General features: G+C 46.8%; 16 protein-coding genes. 5 read left to right on the top strand and 11 right to left on the bottom strand.

Features of this window, described 5'->3' with window-relative positions:
• Nucleotides 1–47: 47 nt before the first annotated feature.
• Nucleotides 48–1,025, bottom strand: coding sequence for a tripartite tricarboxylate transporter substrate binding protein (locus VC182_RS07810; protein WP_323484988.1), 978 nt, complete (start codon nucleotides 1,023–1,025; stop codon nucleotides 48–50).
• 260 nt (nucleotides 1,026–1,285) lie between these two features.
• Here VC182_RS07810 and VC182_RS07815 point away from each other — a divergent pair, with 260 nt between their 5' ends.
• Nucleotides 1,286–2,020: a hypothetical protein gene (locus VC182_RS07815; protein WP_323484989.1), complete on the top strand. Its 735-nt coding sequence runs from the start codon at nucleotides 1,286–1,288 to the stop codon at nucleotides 2,018–2,020.
• Between the two features lie 11 nt (nucleotides 2,021–2,031).
• Here VC182_RS07815 and VC182_RS07820 read toward each other — a convergent pair whose 3' ends face one another.
• The 4 genes from VC182_RS07820 to VC182_RS07835 all read right to left on the bottom strand — a co-directional run bounded on the left by VC182_RS07820 (nucleotide 2,032) and on the right by VC182_RS07835 (nucleotide 5,821).
• Complete coding sequence (locus tag VC182_RS07820) at nucleotides 2,032–2,676, bottom strand: hypothetical protein (RefSeq protein WP_323484990.1); 645 nt, start codon at nucleotides 2,674–2,676, stop codon at nucleotides 2,032–2,034.
• Nucleotides 2,677–2,926: 250 nt separating this feature from the next.
• Nucleotides 2,927–4,294 (bottom strand): NAD(P)(+) transhydrogenase (Re/Si-specific) subunit beta, encoded by a 1,368-nt coding sequence (locus tag VC182_RS07825; RefSeq protein WP_216243697.1) that lies wholly within the window; start codon nucleotides 4,292–4,294, stop codon nucleotides 2,927–2,929.
• Between the two features lie 33 nt (nucleotides 4,295–4,327).
• Nucleotides 4,328–4,666, bottom strand: a complete 339-nt coding sequence (locus tag VC182_RS07830) for a proton-translocating transhydrogenase family protein (RefSeq protein WP_011903634.1) — start codon at nucleotides 4,664–4,666, stop codon at nucleotides 4,328–4,330.
• Between the two features lie 24 nt (nucleotides 4,667–4,690).
• Nucleotides 4,691–5,821, bottom strand: a complete 1,131-nt coding sequence (locus VC182_RS07835; RefSeq protein WP_216243699.1) for a Re/Si-specific NAD(P)(+) transhydrogenase subunit alpha — start codon at nucleotides 5,819–5,821, stop codon at nucleotides 4,691–4,693.
• 177 nt (nucleotides 5,822–5,998) lie between these two features.
• Here VC182_RS07835 and mnmA point away from each other — a divergent pair, with 177 nt between their 5' ends.
• Complete coding sequence (gene mnmA / locus VC182_RS07840) at nucleotides 5,999–7,111, top strand: tRNA 2-thiouridine(34) synthase MnmA (RefSeq protein WP_215358583.1); 1,113 nt, start codon at nucleotides 5,999–6,001, stop codon at nucleotides 7,109–7,111.
• A 74-nt stretch (nucleotides 7,112–7,185) separates the two neighbouring features.
• Here the strand turns inward: mnmA and VC182_RS07845 are convergent, their stop codons facing one another.
• Nucleotides 7,186–7,800, bottom strand: a complete 615-nt coding sequence (locus tag VC182_RS07845; protein ID WP_215320963.1) for a glutathione S-transferase — start codon at nucleotides 7,798–7,800, stop codon at nucleotides 7,186–7,188.
• Between the two features lie 95 nt (nucleotides 7,801–7,895).
• On the opposite strand from VC182_RS07845, the gene purB reads away from it, so the two are divergent.
• Nucleotides 7,896–9,275, top strand: coding sequence for an adenylosuccinate lyase (gene purB / locus VC182_RS07850; protein WP_216120359.1), 1,380 nt, complete (start codon nucleotides 7,896–7,898; stop codon nucleotides 9,273–9,275).
• Nucleotides 9,272–10,627 carry a 3-deoxy-D-manno-octulosonic acid transferase gene (locus tag VC182_RS07855; protein WP_323484991.1) on the top strand — a complete coding sequence of 452 codons (1,356 nt, stop codon included), beginning with the start codon at nucleotides 9,272–9,274 and terminating at the stop codon, nucleotides 10,625–10,627. Before purB ends, VC182_RS07855 begins: the two co-directional genes overlap by 4 nt.
• Nucleotides 10,628–10,641: 14 nt before the next feature.
• Here VC182_RS07855 and secF read toward each other — a convergent pair whose 3' ends face one another.
• From secF to queA, 5 genes are all read right to left on the bottom strand, one after another.
• On the bottom strand, nucleotides 10,642–11,616 hold the full coding sequence (secF, locus tag VC182_RS07860; protein WP_216120363.1) for a protein translocase subunit SecF: 975 nt from the start codon (nucleotides 11,614–11,616) through the stop codon (nucleotides 10,642–10,644).
• Nucleotides 11,617–11,619: 3 nt separating this feature from the next.
• Nucleotides 11,620–13,479: a protein translocase subunit SecD gene (gene secD / locus VC182_RS07865; protein WP_072582799.1), complete on the bottom strand. Its 1,860-nt coding sequence runs from the start codon at nucleotides 13,477–13,479 to the stop codon at nucleotides 11,620–11,622.
• A 25-nt stretch (nucleotides 13,480–13,504) separates the two neighbouring features.
• Complete coding sequence (gene yajC, locus VC182_RS07870; protein ID WP_072582800.1) at nucleotides 13,505–13,831, bottom strand: preprotein translocase subunit YajC; 327 nt, start codon at nucleotides 13,829–13,831, stop codon at nucleotides 13,505–13,507.
• A gap of 134 nt (nucleotides 13,832–13,965) precedes the next feature.
• Nucleotides 13,966–15,123 carry a tRNA guanosine(34) transglycosylase Tgt gene (gene tgt, locus VC182_RS07875; protein ID WP_072582910.1) on the bottom strand — a complete coding sequence of 386 codons (1,158 nt, stop codon included), beginning with the start codon at nucleotides 15,121–15,123 and terminating at the stop codon, nucleotides 13,966–13,968.
• Nucleotides 15,120–16,166 carry a tRNA preQ1(34) S-adenosylmethionine ribosyltransferase-isomerase QueA gene (gene queA / locus VC182_RS07880; protein WP_323484992.1) on the bottom strand — a complete coding sequence of 349 codons (1,047 nt, stop codon included), beginning with the start codon at nucleotides 16,164–16,166 and terminating at the stop codon, nucleotides 15,120–15,122. The genes tgt and queA overlap by 4 nt, the downstream gene beginning before the upstream one ends.
• A 30-nt stretch (nucleotides 16,167–16,196) precedes the next feature.
• Here queA and recG point away from each other — a divergent pair, with 30 nt between their 5' ends.
• On the top strand, nucleotides 16,197–18,260 hold the full coding sequence (gene recG, locus VC182_RS07885; protein ID WP_323484993.1) for an ATP-dependent DNA helicase RecG: 2,064 nt from the start codon (nucleotides 16,197–16,199) through the stop codon (nucleotides 18,258–18,260).
• Nucleotides 18,261–18,267: the final 7 nt, after the last annotated feature.

Here is an 18,267-nt window from a genome sequence, read left to right on the forward strand (position 1 = left end):
GCCCGGTTCAAAAGACCGGGCGTTTTTTATTGGATTCTCTGCTCGAATTAGTCGGGCTGTATACCGCCATCCTTAATTACTTTTTTCATCTTTACCAATCCCTGTGCAATCATTTCCTTTAAATGATCTGGGCCAAGAGGAACAAATTCAAAGCCTTGCTGAATAAGTTGTTCACGTAGCTTTGGGTCTCTTAGCGCAGTTGCTAAAGACTCATTTAGTTTTTCAATAATTGCTGGTGAAGTGCCTTTGGGTGCTAGTAGAGCGCCCCAGGTTGAGAATTCATAACCTTTCACACTCTCACTAATTGTTGGAGTATTGGGTAGCAACGGAGATCGTGTTTTGCTCGCCACCCCCAATGCCTTCAGCTTCCCAGCACGAATATGGGGCAGTACAACTGATAAAGCGCTGATCATCACTGGCACTTGACCAGCCATGACGTCAGTGACTGCAGCAGCAGCTCCACGATAAGGAATATGAACGATTGGGGCACCGGTGTATTGGCGGAAGATTTCCATGCCAATATGCTGTGGCGAACCATTGCCCCCAGATGCGTAGTCAATCCTACCAGGCCTTTCTTTAGCAATGCGCACTAGGTCTGCTGCAGTATTCCCAGGAAATGTTGGGTTAGCAACCAGAACAAAAGTAATCGCAGCTACTTCGGATACTGGAGAAAAACTTTGAATCGGATCGTAATCAATCTTTTTATATAGATTGGGTACCATCGTTAGGATGCTGTCATTAAATGCGCCTAAGACATAGCCATCAGCAGGACTTTGTGCAACCTTAGCCGCGCCAATCAAACCCGCACCCCCGGGAATATTTTCTATTGTGATTGCTTGACCCAGGCTTTCACCCATTTTTTGCGCAACTGGGCGCATCAAGATGTCAACGCCACTTCCTGCTTGAAGCGGCATGATGGTTTGAATAGTTCGGTTGGGATAGTTGCTTTGTGAACTGGCTGATCCTACCCAAAAAATTGGGCAGATTGAAATGAGAAAGGCAATAAAAGCTGGTTTGAATTGCATATTGTCTCGACTTATTAAGTGATGAAGCATTCTATCGATGCCTCTATGTCGTATCTTAGCGAAAAAACCACCCGAAGGTACTTTTCTGAAGCAGCTAGTTTTTTAAATCTTACTTAACAACCCTCTTTGCATAACTGAAGGACTAAGGATTAATCTGCTACTGGTGGCTGTAGCAATAAGAGCACCTGGTTCAAAAGACCAGGCGTTTTGCATTTAAGGAGTAAGCTATATCCAATATTACCTTTGGAACGGGTGTCAAAATGATTAGTCGCAATCAAGCAACCCAATTCATTTCTATGGGCTTGCTCTTTCTAAGCTCAACCCTACTTTGCAGGTCTTCAATCGCTCAATCAACTGATTCTCAGCCAGTCTTTCAGAAGGGTGTCTCAAACCTGCGCAACCAGCGTTATTGCGAAGTTCTGCTGGGCAAGCGAGCATGGCTCAATTTAGAGGTAAAAGTATTTAATACTCAAGGTCTTAACCTTTGCCCTGAAGCCCAGTGGAAGAGCTTGACCAAGGAATCTATTGAGAAGTCTTTTGATGCCTCGTTTGTTTTATTAAATGGACCACGCTATTGGACGATGGATGAAATTCAGGCGGCGGGTAATACTGTCAATGACGTAAAAGAGACCTTCGGCGGGATGGAGATGAACTTGCGGGCAACTGTGCAAGTAAGTTTGCTTAAGCAATTGATGGGTAGTAAACAGTACACCCCAAATGAAGTTACCCGCACTACCAATTTTATATATAGAGCAGGTAGTGCTGTATACGAGCTTACCTCTCCCGCAGGAGAGGTTTATGTTATGCAGTCGTACTCACAGATTGCGAATCCTGCACTCAGTATGAAAGATCTACCGGTACTGAATGAGCAGTTGAAATTACCTGCTGGTTGGACTTACCGAAGCCGCGTACTCGATCAAGACCTTTATTTGGTAGTTAATGGTGTTGCCTATGTACTGCAGGACAATTTATTCAATAGCTACCAGAGAAGGTAATGTCGCGAGCATTACTGCCAGACTTTTTGAAGCTTTAAAAAGTCTGCATTCATGAGATGCGGATCTTGCAGTTGATGTGGGAATTCCAGGGCAAATATCACGTGAAGCGCAAACCACATCAAGCCCAGGTAAAGCACCGTCAGAAACCAGTCTTCTTCTTTTTTGATTGCCATTGAGTAACCGCTTAATAAGGCCCCTATTGAGAGCAGAGCAAAGAGGAAGCGGTCGATAATAGCCGGGGGATGTTTTTTTCCATTGAGTATTCCCTCTTGGAATACGCCTAACAGAGACGCAAGTTGGGGCTGCAAGATGTTGGCTGCCAAATCCTTGGTGCTGGCTGGTGCCCTTCCAATGGATTGATTGATTTCTTCGTTAAGGGTGTTTAGTGACTTGGCTAAGGCATCGTTATGGACGTCAAGGTCATCCATTGTTTTAAGGTCCTCGTATTTAGACATTCTCTGGCTAAGGATTTGCTTTAAGGTATTTTGTACCATGATGCGATCGGTAGGATTTAGGTAATTACTCGATTGATAGACTTGCTTGAGAGCGTAAGCCTGGTCACGCATTAAGCTAATCCGCTGGTCGTAATGTTCAGTTGCATTTGAAAAAGTGAAGCCGAGTACCAGTGCGGATAAACCAAAAATTGCTGTTGCCAATGAATCTCTGACAACGACGTGTTCCGAGGTACGAGTTCAATATCTCCCGAAGATCCAGCCTACCAATAAGAATGCCAGGATAGAAGCAAAAAATATTTGCGGTGCATATTGAACGATATCGAGGTGATTCTCAACGTAATTTGGCATAGCAAGCTCTTATAAGGTGGTTTCGCTTTAATTAAGGAGTTTGCTTAGTGTAATAAAAAACCGCCCGAAGGCGGTTAATTATTTGATGATTTCTAAATCAGGCTTATTCAACCGCCTTAACCATCTCTTCAACTACCTTCTTCGCATCACCGAAGACCATCATGGTCTTATCCATATAGAAGAGCTCGTTATCTAGGCCGGCATAACCAGCTGCCATAGAGCGCTTGTTCACGATGATAGTTTTGGCTTTAAATGCTTCCAAGATCGGCATGCCAAAAATTGGGCTACCTGGAGTGCGTGCCGCTGGGTTAACAACGTCGTTAGCGCCAAGTACCAGCACTACGTCAGCCTGACCAAAGTCGCTGTTGATGTCTTCCATCTCAAATACTTGATCGTATGGAACTTCAGCTTCAGCCAACAGTACGTTCATATGACCAGGCATACGACCTGCTACTGGGTGAATCGCATACTTCACCGTCACGCCATGATGAGTCAACTTTTCAGTCAATTCTTTCAATGCATGTTGAGCGCGAGCCACTGCCAAGCCATAACCTGGAACAATGATCACGGTGTCAGCATTTTCCATGAGGAAAGCGGCATCTTCAGGTGAGCCTGTTTTGTAGTTCTTAGGACCGCCATCATCAGCACCGCCGGCAGCAGCTTCAGCGCCAAAGCCGCCTAGCAATACAGCCAAGATGGAGCGGTTCATCGCCTTACACATGATGTAAGACAGAATCGCACCGGATGAGCCTACGCAAGCACCCGCAATAATTAATACTGGGTTGTTTAATGTGAAACCAATACCAGCCGCTGCCCAACCAGAATAGCTATTCAGCATCGATACCACCACCGGCATATCAGCACCGCCGATAGGGATGATCAAGGTCACGCCCAACACCAAAGCAATGGCACACATTGCCAAGAAGGCTGCGTGGCTATCGCCCATGTAATAAGCAATGCCAGCACCCACCATCGAAACAGCCAAAATTAGGTTCAGTAAGTGTTGACCAGTAAAGCTCACAGGCTTGCCGCTGACCTTGCCAGATAACTTACCGAATGCAATTACAGATGCGGTGAAGGTGATGGCACCAATAAATGCGCCAATAAAGAGCTCAATCTTCTGCGCGCCAGTATGGTCATGCGCTGGATTAAATACAGCAGCAATCGCAATTAACACAGCTGACAAACCTACGAAGGAGTGCATCAAAGCAACCAACTCAGGCATCTTGGTCATTTGCACGCGTTTAGCGGCAATCGTTCCAATAATCGCGCCACCCACAATTGCAACACCAATCAATGAGATGACAGGTTTGAAATCAGGAATGAAGAAAGTGGTAACAACGGCTAACAACATACCAATCATGCCGAAGGTATTGCCTTGGCGTGAAGTAGTTGGTGAAGACAAGCCACGCAAAGCGAGGATGAACAACACCGATGAAATGAGATAAGAAATAGCGGTTATGTTTGACATAGTTTTGGTCTCTATATAGGTCTTGTTCTAGGTTTATTTGGTTCCAGCCGCATCAGCTTTGGGAGCTTTTTTCTTGAACATTTCAAGCATGCGACGGGTGACCATAAAGCCACCAAAAATATTGATAGACGCGAGGAATACAGCTACTGCACCAATAATGCTGGTGAGAGTGATTTCATCGCCACCGATAACTTCAGTTTGGAGCAATGCTCCAACGATGATGATGCCGGAGATGGCATTGGTCACCGCCATTAAAGGCGTATGCAATGCTGGCGTTACGTTCCAAACTACGTGATAGCCAACAAATATGGCCAATACAAACACGGTAATGTTTTGAACGGTGAGGATGCTTTGAAAGGCAGCGAGATCCATAGTGTTTCCTTAGTATTTTTACTATTAGTTTTTGCGGATGGCTTGGCCATCACGACACATTAAGCAAGCAGTAACAATGTCATCATCACTTGGGATGACTAAATTGGCTTCTTTATCCACAATGAGTTTCATGAAATCGAGCAAGTTACGTGAGTACAGTGCAGAAGCATCTGCTGCAACCATGCTAGCTAAGTTGGTGTAGCCAACAATTTTCACGCCATTCACATCAATTACTTTATCTGCTTGCGTTAACGGGCAGTTACCTGAACCGTTATCACCTTTGCCAGCAGCCAAGTCGATCACGACGGAGCCTGGCTTCATATTAGCAACCGTGTCGCTATGCAAAAGCACAGGCGGCTTACGTCCTGGAATCAATGCAGTGGTGATTACGATGTCAGCTTGTTGCGCACGCTCCGCAACCAAAGCTGCTTGACGCTTCATCCAAGCTTCAGGCATTGGGCGGGCATAGCCGCCAACGCCTTGAGCAATCTCACGCTCTTCATCGGTTTCATAAGGAACGTCAACAAACTTGGCGCCCAATGATTCGATTTGTTCTTTCGCTGCTGGACGCACATCGGATGCTTCAATCACGGCGCCAAGACGTTTTGCAGTAGCAATCGCTTGCAAGCCTGCAACACCAGCACCCAAGATCAGGATGCGAGCTGCTTTAACAGTTCCTGCAGCAGTCATCAGCATTGGCATGAAGCGTTGATATTCATTTGCAGCAACCAATACCGCTTTATAACCAGCAATGTTTGCCTGGGAAGACAAAACGTCCATACTTTGTGCGCGTGTTGTGCGTGGTGCAGCCTCTAAAGAGAATGCAGTAACACCTTGAGCAGCCATGGCTGCAATCATGTCGTTATCAAACGGATCGAGCATGCCCAGAAGAACGGCACCGGATTTAATCTGTTTAAGTTCGGCTGCCTCGGGCGCACGTACTTTAAGAACAATCTCTGCACCAAACGCATCTGCAGCGCTACCAATGCTTGCGCCGACAGATTCGTATGCGGAGTCAGGTTGACTGGCTTTTACTCCGGCGTCTTTTTGAATGACGACGGTATGACCTTGACCAATTAATTTTTTAACGGTTTCTGGTGTGGCGGCTACTCGAGTTTCCCCGGGCCTTGTTTCCAGTGGCACTCCTATGCGCATGGCATGTCTCCAAAAGCAAAAATTTATAAAAAATCTATTTTAGTTAAATAGGGCTCGTTGCGCCTATTTACTCACCCCTAAGTCCTTTTGCTTGGTTTTTGCCCGAAATTCTGTGAAATCAGGCTAAGACTTCTACAATATGGTCTGTAAGCTTATATTGAATTCTCGCATTTTTTGATGATCCCGCTCAATTCTTCCTCAATCCCATCCTCCCAGCCCAAGAAAGTCGTTATTGGCATGTCTGGAGGGGTAGATTCGTCGGTGGCTGCCTGGATGCTCAAAGAGCAAGGCTTTGAAGTTATTGGCCTTTTTATGAAAAATTGGGAGGATGACGATAACGACGAGTACTGTTCTGCTCGTCAAGACTGGCTCGATGTGGTTTCAGTCGCCGATTTGATCGGAATAGACGTCGAAGCAGTCAATTTTGCTGCTGAATACCGTGAGCGCGTATTTGCTGATTTCTTGCGCGAGTACGCTGCAGGGCGAACACCCAATCCTGATGTTTTATGTAATGCCGAAATTAAGTTCAAAGCTTTCTTAGATCACGCCATGAGTTTGGGTGCGGATGCGATTGCAACAGGGCACTATGCGCGCGTGCGTCATGAAGGTGGCAGAGTACAGTTGTTGAAAGCTGTCGATGCCAGTAAGGACCAAAGTTATTTCTTACATCGCTTAACGCAGCAACAATTGGCAAACGTGATGTTCCCGCTTGGAGAAATTCCAAAAACGGAAGTCAGAAAAATTGCAGAGAAAATTGGTTTGCACAATGCTAAAAAGAAAGACTCCACCGGTATTTGCTTTATTGGTGAACGTCCTTTTAGAGAATTCTTAAATCGTTATTTACCGCGCGTACCTGGCCCGATAAAAACCCCAGAAGGTAAAACAGTTGGCGAGCATATGGGCTTAGCCTTCTTCACCTTAGGTCAGCGCAAAGGTATTGGTTTGGGTGGTAGTCAAGATGGCAATGGTGACGCTTGGTATGTAGCGCGCAAGGATATTCCTAATAACACCTTATATGTAGCCCAAGGCCACGAACACCCGTGGCTATTGGCTAATCAGCTTGCCGCAATGGACGCCAGTTGGGTTTCTGGTGCTTCACCAACACCCGGAAATTATTCTGCTAAGACTCGTTATCGACAAGCAGACTCTGCTTGTACTTTGAGTGCTGGTGCTGAAGCACTAAGCTTCGACTTAAGTTTTCCAGAAGCGCAGTGGGCTGTTACTCCAGGGCAATCTGCTGTCTTGTATGACGGAGATATTTGTTTGGGTGGCGGAATTATTTCTGCATAATTTTCATTAGCAAGTAGCGGATACAAAAATGCCAATCAGTTTTGATTGGCATTTTTAATTCAGCAGCAAGTGAATTAAGCAGCAGGTGGTTCGGTTTCAATAAAGGAAGGTCGCTGTAATAACTTTTGATACAGACGATCTAAATTTGGATATTGAGTTTGCCATTTCACTTCTGGAAAGCGAAACAATAAATATCCGATTGCGCAACCTACGGCGATATCTGCCAAGGTGATTTGATTGCCGTGACACCAAGCATTACCACCCAGCTGTTCAGACATTTGACGTAGGGCGTCATTAATCTTGCCCATCTGGCGGTCATACCAAGCTTGGCTTTGTTGTTCTGCTGGGCGCAAGGTGCGCTCTAAACGGGCCAAAATGCCGGCATCCATCACGCCGTCTGCCAGTGCCTCCCAGGTTTTCACGGCTGCGCGCTCACGGTTATCAGCCGGAATGAGCTTGCTGACTGGGCTTAGGCCATCAGCGTATTCGGCGATGACGCGGGAGTCATAAATAGCCTCTCCATCGTCAGCCATGAGGCAGGGAACCTTCCCCAGGGGGTTGGTAAGGGCTATTTTGGTGTCTGCAGCCCAAACATTCTCTAATTCGAGGTCAACATCGACCTTTTTCTCGTTAAAAACAATGCGTACTTTACGTACATAGGGGCTGGTAAGGGATCCGATAAGTTTCATGGGCTCAAGTATAGCCATCCTATTTGGGCTTTGCTGTACTCCAGAACGCATTAAAATCAGCTTTTATTGACATATTCAATGCAAAGGCAATATTCGTGAGTCAGCCGCTTTCAACCCTCAATGCCCTTTCCCCCTTAGATGGCCGTTACGCCGGAAAACTGGATGCCTTACGTCCCTGGCTTTCGGAGGCCGCTTTTATGCGCCAACGTGTTTTTGTGGAGATTCATTGGCTCTTGGCTTTGGCTGCTGCCGGCTTGCCTGATGTTCCAAAAATTAATGCTGCTGACGAAGCCTTTTTGCTTTCGCTCCCAGAAAACTTTTCTGATGCAGATGCTCAGCGCATCAAAGATATCGAAGCAGTAACGAATCACGACGTAAAAGCGGTTGAATACTTCTTAAAAGAAAAAGTTGCTGGACGACCAGATTTGTTGAAAGCAAGTGAGTTCATTCACTTTGCCTGCACATCAGAAGATATTAACAATACTTCTCACGGTTTAATGTTACGTGGTGCCCGCGATGAGGTGCTCTTGCCCCAACTCAGAAAAGTACTTTCAGTATTGACCGATCTCGCGATTGAGAACGCTAAAGTACCTTTGCTCTCTCGCACGCATGGCCAGCCAGCTTCCCCAAGCACTTTGGGTAAAGAGATTGCCAATATTGCCAAGCGTTTAGAGCGTGCGATCGAATCTATCGCTGCAGCTCCTTTGCTGGGCAAGATGAATGGCGCAGTGGGTAACTACAACGCTCACATGTCAGCGTATCCTGATTTTGATTGGGAAAATTTTTCCAAGAGTGTGGTTGAGAAACGTCTAGGTTTAACGTTCAATCCTTACACCATTCAAATTGAGCCACACGATGGTATGGCTCAGCTCTTTGATGCGATTGCTCGCGCTAATACGATTCTTTTGGATATGGATCGCGACTTCTGGGCCTACATCTCTGTTGGTTACTTTAAGCAGCGCACTAAAGCAGGTGAGATCGGTTCATCGACGATGCCGCATAAAGTGAACCCGATTGATTTTGAAAACTCTGAAGGTAACTTGGGTGTTGCTAATGCATTGCTGCGCCACCTTGCAGAAAAATTACCAATCTCTCGTTGGCAACGCGACTTGACTGACTCCACTGTTTTGCGCAATCTAGGCCCTGCTTTTGGCCACAGCGTACTGGCTTATGACAGCGCCTTGCGCGGCCTTGGTAAGTTAGAGGTAAATCATGCTGCAATCGCTGCTGATTTGGACGCTTGTTGGGAAGTATTGGCTGAGCCAGTGCAAACGGTGATGCGCCGTTACGGCATCGAGAATCCCTATGAGCAGTTAAAAGAATTGACTCGTGGCAAAGGGATTAATCAAGCAGACCTGCAAACCTTTATTCGTGGTTTGAAGATTCCTGAGGATGCAAAAGTACGTTTGTTGGAGATGACACCATCTTCTTACTTAGGTAAGGCGGTCGAGTTGACCGAACGTCTCAAAAAGTGAGTTTGACTCCCAATTCAGAATACGGGGCGCGTCCCCGGATCTGGTTTGCTGCTTATCAATTGCTATGGCACCTCTTATTGCCATTAGCATTTATACGTCTAGCTTGGCGTGCACGTCATGCCTTCTCCTATCTTCATCACATTCCTGAGCGATTGGGCTTTGGCTACAGCAAGCCTATTGCTCTGGGCTCTATTTGGATTCATGCGGTATCAGTTGGTGAGACGCGCGCTGCACAACCTTTGATTGAGGCTTATTTAGCTAAGGGCGAATCTATTTTGCTCACCCACATGACTTTGAATGGCCGCCGTACTGGCAAGCAGTTATTTGCTAAAGAGATTGCTGCTGGGCAAATGCGTCAAGTTTATTTACCTTACGACCTTTGCTGGTCTGTAGAGCATTTCTTGAAAACATTTAAGCCAAAGTTTGGCCTCTTCATGGAAACCGAGGCGTGGCCGACGGTGGTCTTTCGTTGCAAAGAAATTGGCTTACCCCTATTTCTAGTAAATGCTCGCCTCTCGGAGCGAAGCGCCAGACGCGTTAATCGATTTGGTGAAGCGGGGCGTGCATTATTTCAAGCCTTTGCGGGAATCCTCGCGCAGACTGAGTTTGATGCAGGGCGTTATCGCAGCCTAGGCGTTAAAAATGTTGTTATTACCGGCAATCTGAAATTTGATGTTCCACTCGATCCGAAATTGCTTGCTGAGGGTAAGGAATGGCAGAGGGAACTACATGCAGGAAATCGCTTGATGGTGTGTGCAGCGAGCACGCGCGATGGAGAGGAGGCCATCATTCTGAAGGCTTGGAAAGATTTGCTCTTAAGCAATGCATTTGCAACTCCTCCATTACTTTGTTTGGTCCCGCGCCATCCCGAGCGCTTCGCAGAAGTAGCAGATCAAATTAACAATGCTAGTTTCAAGTTTCGCCGTCGTAGCGAGTGGTCTGGTACTCCGAGTGAGTGCGCTGGATTGGATGTTGTTCTGGGTGACTCCATGGGTGAGATGCCGATGTATTACAGCGCTTCTGACTTAGTGCTAATGGGCGGAAGCTTGCTGCCCTTTGGAGGTCAAAACTTGATTGAGGCTTGTGCAGCTGGCTGTCCTGTTCTTTTGGGGGAGCACACCTATAACTTTCAACAGGCTGCCTTAGATGCGATTAATAGTGGTGCTGCTAAACGCATTCATGGCGAATTGCTTTTAACGGAGCCAATAGCCTTAATGGAAGCTTTGAAAGAGTTGCTTCTAAATGCTAATGAGTTAGCAAAGATGGGCGCCGCTGCTAAGGCTTATTCAACAGAGCATCAAGGTGCAACTAATAGAATATTAGCTGCCCTTGAGCAACAAAACTTACGCTGAACTAAAAGACTGAGTTAGACCCGTGCTCCGTAGTTGGGATCATCTTTGCGGGCATCATCATCAGGTTTTTTATCGCCCCTCACTAAATCTTCACGTGTCACACCAAGCCACATGGCCAATGCAGCAGCCACGAAGACTGAGGAGTAAATACCAAACAAAATACCAATGGTCAGCGCTAAAGCAAAGTAGAAGAGCGTTGGACCACCAAAGACCAGCATTGCCAGGACCATCATCTCAGTACTACCGTGAGTGATTACGGTACGGCTGATAGTGCTTGTAATTGCGTTATCAATGATTTCACGAGTATTCATCTTGCGATATTTACGGAAGTTCTCACGAATACGGTCAAAGATCACCACAGATTCATTTACTGAATAGCCCAGAACCGCAAGAACGGCTGCCAATACTGAGAGGGAGAACTCCCATTGGAAGAAGGCAAAGAAGCCCAGGATGATGACAACGTCATGTAAATTCGCAATGATGCCGGCAAGCGCAAACTTCCACTCAAAGCGGAAGGATAGATATACCACGATGCCAATGATTACAAAGATGAGTGCTTTTAAGCCGTCAATGGCCAACTCTTGACCCACCTGTGGACCAACAAACTCAACACGTTGCAATTTCACGCCAGTCGTTGCTGGTTCAAGCGCTTGCATTACTGCCGTGCTCTGATCAGCAGAAGAAATCAATTTACCTTCAGCATCTTTTTGCAATGGTAGGCGAATCATGACATCGCGTGAGCTACCAAAGTTCTGAATTTGAGTATCTGCATAGCCCAGCTTCTCAACCTTGGTGCGAATGGAGTCCAAAGGCGCAGTTTGTGGATAGCTGACTTCCATCACCGTTCCACCAGTAAATTCGATGGAGAGATGCAGGCCGTTATGCCAGAGGAAAAAGACTGCAGCTAAAAAAGTAACTAAAGAAATCGCATTAAGCACCAATGCATGGCGCATGAAGGGAATATCTTTTTTGATCCGGAAAAATTCCATGGCTTATTTCTCCTGTGGACGCCAAACTTGGCCGATAGCGAGTTTTTGAATCTTCTTATGTCTGCCGTACCAGAGGTTAACAAGGCCACGTGAGAAGAAGACAGCCGAGAACATTGAAGTCAGAATACCTAAGCAGTGAACCACTGCGAAGCCTTTGATAGGGCCAGATCCAAATGCTAACAAGGCCAGACCAGCAATTAAGGTTGTTACGTTAGAGTCCAGGATTGTTGCCCAAGCTTTATCAAAGCCGACAGAAATGGCTGTTTGTGGTGAAGCTCCGTTACGTAACTCTTCACGAATACGTTCGTTAATCAACACGTTGGAGTCAATAGCCATACCCAGAGCCAAGGCCATCGCAGCGATGCCCGGCAAGGTGAGCGTGGCTTGCAGCATCGATAGCACTGAGATGAGCAAGAGCAAGTTCACCGCCAAAGCGACAACGGAGAAAGTGCCAAACAGTAAGTAGTAGACCATCATGAAAATCGCGATCGCAGTAAAGCCGATCAAGAGCGACTTAAAGCCCTTCTCAATATTTTCTGCGCCAAGGCTTGGTCCAATAGTGCGTTCTTCAATGATTTCCATTGGTGCCGCTAATGATCCAGCGCGCAAGAGCAGGGCTAAGTCATTAGCGCTCTCGGTAGTTGGCTGACCAGTGATCTGGAACTTAGAGCCAAACTCACTTTGAATGGTGGCGATGGTGAGCACTTCACCTTTACCCTTTTCAAATAAGATCATGCCCATCGGCTTGCCGATATTTTCGCGAGTCACTTCTTGCATGACGCGACCACCAGCGGCATCCAGGGAGATGTTTACTGCTGGGCGTTGGTTTTGGTCAAAGCCAGCACTAGCATCGGTAATGCGATCACCACTGAAGATGACTGATTTTTTAAATACACCCAAGCGATTTTCACCAAAGCGGAAAGTATCCATGCCTGGAGGAGGGGTTTCGCCTAAGCTGATGGTAGACGCCAAGGGGTCAGCTAAGCGAGACTCTAGAGTTGCTGTGCGACCGATGATGTCTTTGGCACGAGCGGTATCTTGTACGCCAGGTAACTGCACCACAATGCGCTCAGCACCTTGTTGTTGAATCACTGGCTCTTTAACCGCTAATTCATTGACGCGCTTATTGAGGGTGATGATATTTTGTTTGACGGCGTTATCTTGAATGGCCTTGAGAGCAGCTGGCTTAAATTCACCCACTAATTTAGGTAAAGAGCCATTGGATTTGATTAACCAAATGAGCTCAGGTTGCCCCGTTGTAAGTACTGCGCGCGCTTGATCTGCATCTTCGACATTGGCGAAGTTAATGGAGATAAAGTCAGCGCCACGTTCAATACCTTGATGCCTGATGCTCTTATCGCGTAATTGACTGCGAATATCGCCTGCCAAGGAAGTCACTTTTTTCTGGACTGCCCCCTTCATATCCACTTGCAAGAGGAAATAGACACCGCCACGCAAATCAAGGCCTAGTGGCATTGGTAATGCATTGATTGCACTTAACCAGCCCGGTGTATTAGACAGCAGGTTTAAGGCAACAGTGTAGTTGGGATCATTTTGATCTACATTTAATTTCTGCTGCAATAGATCGCGTGCGCGCAACTGAATGTCAGTGTTATTGAAGCGAACTTTGATCGAGCCTACATTGCCAGCGACTTCGAAGAAGAGACCGGTGTTATTAATGTTGGCTTCTGCAAGAATCTTTTCGACACGAGCCTGCGTTGCCAAATCAACCTTGATGGTTGGCTTGGCAGACGAGACTTGAACCGCTGGAGCCTCACCATAGAAATTGGGCAATGAATATAGTCCGCCGATCAGTAATGCAACGGCAATGACTAGATATTTCCAGAGAGGGTAGCGATTCATATTGAGATACTTTTAAACAAATAAATTAAGCAGACTTCAGAGTGCCTTTTGGCAATACTGTAGTGATGGCACCTTTTTGCATGTGCACTTCAGTGCCAGCAGAAATTTCAACGGTAACTATTTGGTCTTTCAATGCCGTTACTTTGCCCATGATGCCGCCAACAGTAACAACTTCATCGCCAACGCCTAATGACTCGAGCATTACCTTAGTTTCTTTTTGACGCTTCATTTGTGGGCGAATCATGATGAAGTACAAAACTGCAAACATCAAAATCAAAGGGAGAAAGCTCATCAAGCCACTGGAATCTGCGCCCGCTGCAGGAGCTTGGGCAAAAGCGTTACTAATCCACATACAAAACCTCCGTTAATTACCAATTAAAAACTGCGATATTTTTCGACCTTTAAACCGATGGCCGTAACCCGCAATTCTAAACTGTGTGGGGCTTTGGAGGTGATTTACAGGGGGTTTTGCCCTCTGTAGGGCTATTAGTCCTGTCCAGGCTCAACACCACGCTGGCGATTGCTATGAAATTCCTCACGATAGGCGCTAAAGCGGTCTTTGCTGAGAGCCTCGCGGACCTCAGTCATTAGCTGGAGGTAGTAGGACAGGTTATGAATGGTGTTTAGCTGGGACCCTAGGATCTCATTCGCCTTTTGGAGGTGATTTAAATAGGATCTGGTGAAGTTTTGGCAGGTATAGCAGGCGCAGGTAGGGTCTACTGGGCGATCATCGTCCTTGTACCCAGAATTACGGAGCTTTAGGTCGCCAAAGCGGGTAAAGAGCCAGCCATTGCGGGCGTTGCGGGTTGGCATCACGCAATCGAACATATCAATGCCTAGGCTAACGCCCAATATCAGATCTTCTGGAGTGCCAACGCCCATTAAATAATGAGGCATATGTTCTGGCAATTTGGGTGCAGTGAAATTGAGAATCCGCTCAAACTCGGGTTTAGGCTCTCCAACTGATAAGCCACCAATAGCAATCCCATCAAAACCTTGCTGACTTACGGCATCTAAAGAAAATTCACGCAGATTCTCAAACATGCCGCCTTGGACAATGCCAAAGAGTCCGTTGCCTGTATTCAGTTCGCGAAAACGCTTGAGAGAGCGATCGCCCCAGCGCAAAGACATCTCTAGTGATGCACGAGCTGTTTTTTCAGAAGTGGGTTGACCTTTGATTTCATAAGGAGTGCATTCATCAAACTGCATCGCGATATCGCTATTGAGAACCGCCTGAATTTCCATTGACACTTCTGGAGACATAAATAATTTGTCGCCATTGATTGGAGATGCAAAGGTCACGCCCTCTTCAGAGATCTTGCGCAGCGCGCCCAAACTAAATACCTGAAAGCCGCCAGAGTCAGTGAGGATCGGTTTGTCCCAACCCATAAAACGATGCAAGCCACCATGTTTTTTAATCACATCTAATCCCGGCCTTAACCAGAGATGAAAGGTATTGCCTAAAATAATTTGGGCTTTGGCTTCATTCAAATCACGCGGTGTCATTGCCTTGACGGTGCCATACGTTCCCACGGGCATGAAGATTGGTGTTTGCACGCTGCCATGTGGAAGGTCAAGCTGACCAAGGCGAGCTGGGCTTTGCGAGTCGCGTGCCAGGATATTGAAGTGAACAGGTTTGGTCATAACTTTGGATTCTCGAGTCGACATAGAAACATCGCATCTCCATAGCTGAAGAAACGATACTTCTGATGAATGGCATGTTGATAAGCGGCGCGAATGTTTTCCATTCCCGCAAAAGCACTGACCAACATTAATAAGGTAGATTTTGGCAGATGAAAGTTCGTAAGCAAACAATCTACGGTTTTAAATTGGTAGCCGGGGGTAATAAAGAGATTGGTCTCGCCGCTATTTTGCCTGCTAGCAGCCTGACTCTCTAGTGCGCGCAGACTGGTAGTGCCTACCGCAACAATTTTGCCACCATTTTTCTTGGTAGTCTCAATGGCTTCTAATGTCGCATTGGGAATAGAGAACCATTCGTAGTGCATCTTATGTTTTGAAAGATCTTCTTCACGCACGGGCGTAAATGTTCCGGCTCCCACATGTAATGTGACGGCCGCTTGATGAACGCCTAACTTCTTGAGTTCTTGCAAGATAGATTCATCAAAATGTAAGCCTGCTGTTGGGGCAGCTACCGCCCCTGGATTTTTGGCAACTACCGTTTGATAACGCTGCGCGTCTTCTCCATCAGGTTGATGCTCAATATAGGGGGGCAATGGGAGCTCACCAAAACGCTCAAGCAAAGAAAACACATTCTCCGGAAAGCGCACCTCATAAAAACGTCCGTCATACCCAATCATCTCTACAGGAAAGGTTTCGCCAGCCTGATTGTGAATATGAACAGTGGTTCCAGTCTTAGGTACCTTGGAGGCTCTAATTTGTACCCAAGCCTGCTTTTCACCGCTAATGCGTTCAATGAGCAGCTCCACGTTCCCGCCAGTTTCCTTTTTGCCGTGTAAGCGCGCAGGAATAACCTTGGTGTCATTAAAGACTAATAAGTCCCCGGGCTGAACAATGCTCAGAATGTCCTTAAACTGTCGATCTACCAATTGGACGTGATTTGGCTCATCAGCCTTGACCTCTAAGAGGCGGCTATCGGTTCTATTCGCCAAGGGATGTTGGGCGATTAGCTCGGGTGGGAGTTCGTAATTAAAGTCGGAGAGTTGCATAGCATTACCATCAGGTATTAGATTTTAACGATGACTACTAAACAAGCGTCAAGCACACTCCAAAAGATGGGTTTAGATACCCCTATGGCCCTTGCTTTGCACTTGCCATCCCGTTACGAGGATGAGACCGAGCTGCTCACTATCGAGGAGGCAATACATCAGGGTCGATTTAACTCCGCTCAGACTCAAGGTGCAGTTATTCGTAATCAGGTCTTATTTAGACCCAGAAGGCAGATGATAGTCACTATTGAGGATGAAACTGAAACCTTAAATCTGCGTTTCCTGAACTTCTATCCTAGCCAGCAAAAACAAATGGCTGTTGGGGTCAATATTCGAGTCCGCGGTGAAGTGCGTGAAGGTTTTCAGGGTCCAGAGATGGTGCACCCTACGGTGAGAGCTGTCGCTCCAGATGCACCTTTGCCCGTTAGTTTGACTCCAGTTTATCCAGCAAGTGTTGGAGTCTCGCAAACCATTATTCGTAAGGCAGTGTCTCAAGCCTTACGTGACCCAAGCCTGCAAGATAGTCTGGCTGAGTTCTTGCCCAAAGAACTGATGGCAGAGTTACTGCCTAGTCATGATTGGCCAAACTTGCAAGCGGCGATTACCTATTTGCATCAACCACCTGCTGATGCAAATACCCAAGCATTGCTAGAGCGTACTCATCCTGCTTGGCGTCGAGTGCAGTTTGAGGAACTCCTTGCTCAGCAAATTTCGTTAAAGCGTGCCCATGCGATTCGTCGGGAGCGGCATGCACCAAGCTTTCCAAGGGCAAAGAAACAAAGCCTTGAAGGGGGTTTGTTAAAGGTATTGCCTTTTAAATTAACTAATGCTCAAGATCGTGTTTGGTCTGAAATTAGTAATGATCTATCTCAATCATTTCCGATGAATCGCCTTCTACAAGGAGACGTGGGTAGCGGCAAGACCGTAGTGGCTGCTTTAGCTGCAGCGCGGGTGATGGATCATGGTTATCAAGCAGCCATCATGGCGCCTACGGAGATCTTGGCTGAGCAGCACTACCTCAAAATGAAAGAATGGTTTGAACCTTTGGGGGTAAAAATCGCTTGGCTGTCAGGGAGTCTGAAAGCCAAAGAAAAACGATTGGCGCAAGAAGTGATCGAGAATGGGCAAGCCCAACTCATTATTGGTACGCATGCTCTTATTCAAGAAAATGTGAGCTTTGCCAAACTTGGCCTCGCAGTGATTGATGAGCAACATCGCTTTGGAGTGAGGCAGCGTTTAGAGATTCAGCAACGGGTTGGCTCAGAATTGTTCTACTGCCATCAGCTGATGATGTCAGCGACACCAATACCACGCACTTTAGCGATGACCTACTATGCGGACTTAGATGTCTCTGTCATCGATGAATTACCTCCTGGCCGAAAACCGATTGCTACCAAGGTAGTTAAAGCCAGTCGCCGTGATGAGGTGATCGGTGGTTTGCAAAGTTGGTTATCCAAGGGGTTGCAAGCGTACTGGGTTTGCCCTCTCATTGAAGAGTCTGAAGTGCTGCAATTGCAAACCGCAGTTGAGAGCTTCGAGCAACTGACGCAGGCTTTACCTGACTTCAAGGTTGGCCTGGTACATGGCAGATTAAAAGCAGAAGAAAAAGCGGCAGTCATGGCTGCCTTCAAGGCAAACGAGATTCAGCTCTTAGTGGCTACTACGGTAATTGAGGTTGGGGTAGACGTACCTAATGCGGCGTTAATGGTGATTGAGCATGCTGAGCGTTTTGGTTATGCCCAGATTCATCAATTACGCGGGCGCGTGGGTAGAGGGTCTGCGGATTCGGTCTGTATTTTGATGTATGCCGAACCACTTTCAATGGCCGCCAAGGAGCGTCTACAAACTTTACGTGAGACCTCAGATGGTTTTGTGATTGCTGAGCGAGATTTATCACTGCGTGGTCCGGGTGAATTATTGGGCGCAAAGCAATCAGGGGATGCGATGTTGCGCTTTGTTGATTTGCAACGCGACGCCTGGTTAATTGAGTTGGCTCAACAGGCGGCTGAGCGCTTACTCGCTGAGCATGCAGATCTGGTAGAGCGTCATTTAGAGCGCTGGCTCGGATCTCGAGCTGAATTTCTGAAGGCCTGATAATTAC

The sequence above is a fragment of the Polynucleobacter sp. AP-Nickl1-40-C4 genome, assembly GCF_035012665.1.
Lineage (GTDB): Bacteria > Pseudomonadota > Gammaproteobacteria > Burkholderiales > Burkholderiaceae > Polynucleobacter.

Bases quoted from the DNA above. Each gene is read 5' to 3' on its own strand.
- VC182_RS07810 (WP_323484988.1), bottom strand. From the start codon at position 1,025: ATGCAATTCAAACCAGCTTTTATTGCCTTTCTCATTTCAATCTGCCCA.
- VC182_RS07815 (WP_323484989.1), top strand. From the start codon at position 1,286: ATGATTAGTCGCAATCAAGCAACCCAATTCATTTCTATGGGCTTGCTC.
- VC182_RS07825 (WP_216243697.1), bottom strand. From the start codon at position 4,294: ATGTCAAACATAACCGCTATTTCTTATCTCATTTCATCGGTGTTGTTC.
- VC182_RS07830 (WP_011903634.1), bottom strand. From the start codon at position 4,666: ATGGATCTCGCTGCCTTTCAAAGCATCCTCACCGTTCAAAACATTACC.
- VC182_RS07835 (WP_216243699.1), bottom strand. From the start codon at position 5,821: ATGCGCATAGGAGTGCCACTGGAAACAAGGCCCGGGGAAACTCGAGTA.
- mnmA (WP_215358583.1), top strand. From the start codon at position 5,999: ATGATCCCGCTCAATTCTTCCTCAATCCCATCCTCCCAGCCCAAGAAA.
- VC182_RS07845 (WP_215320963.1), bottom strand. From the start codon at position 7,800: ATGAAACTTATCGGATCCCTTACCAGCCCCTATGTACGTAAAGTACGC.
- secF (WP_216120363.1), bottom strand. From the start codon at position 11,616: ATGGAATTTTTCCGGATCAAAAAAGATATTCCCTTCATGCGCCATGCA.
- secD (WP_072582799.1), bottom strand. From the start codon at position 13,479: ATGAATCGCTACCCTCTCTGGAAATATCTAGTCATTGCCGTTGCATTA.
- yajC (WP_072582800.1), bottom strand. From the start codon at position 13,831: ATGTGGATTAGTAACGCTTTTGCCCAAGCTCCTGCAGCGGGCGCAGAT.
- tgt (WP_072582910.1), bottom strand. From the start codon at position 15,123: ATGACCAAACCTGTTCACTTCAATATCCTGGCACGCGACTCGCAAAGC.
- queA (WP_323484992.1), bottom strand. From the start codon at position 16,166: ATGCAACTCTCCGACTTTAATTACGAACTCCCACCCGAGCTAATCGCC.
- recG (WP_323484993.1), top strand. From the start codon at position 16,197: ATGACTACTAAACAAGCGTCAAGCACACTCCAAAAGATGGGTTTAGAT.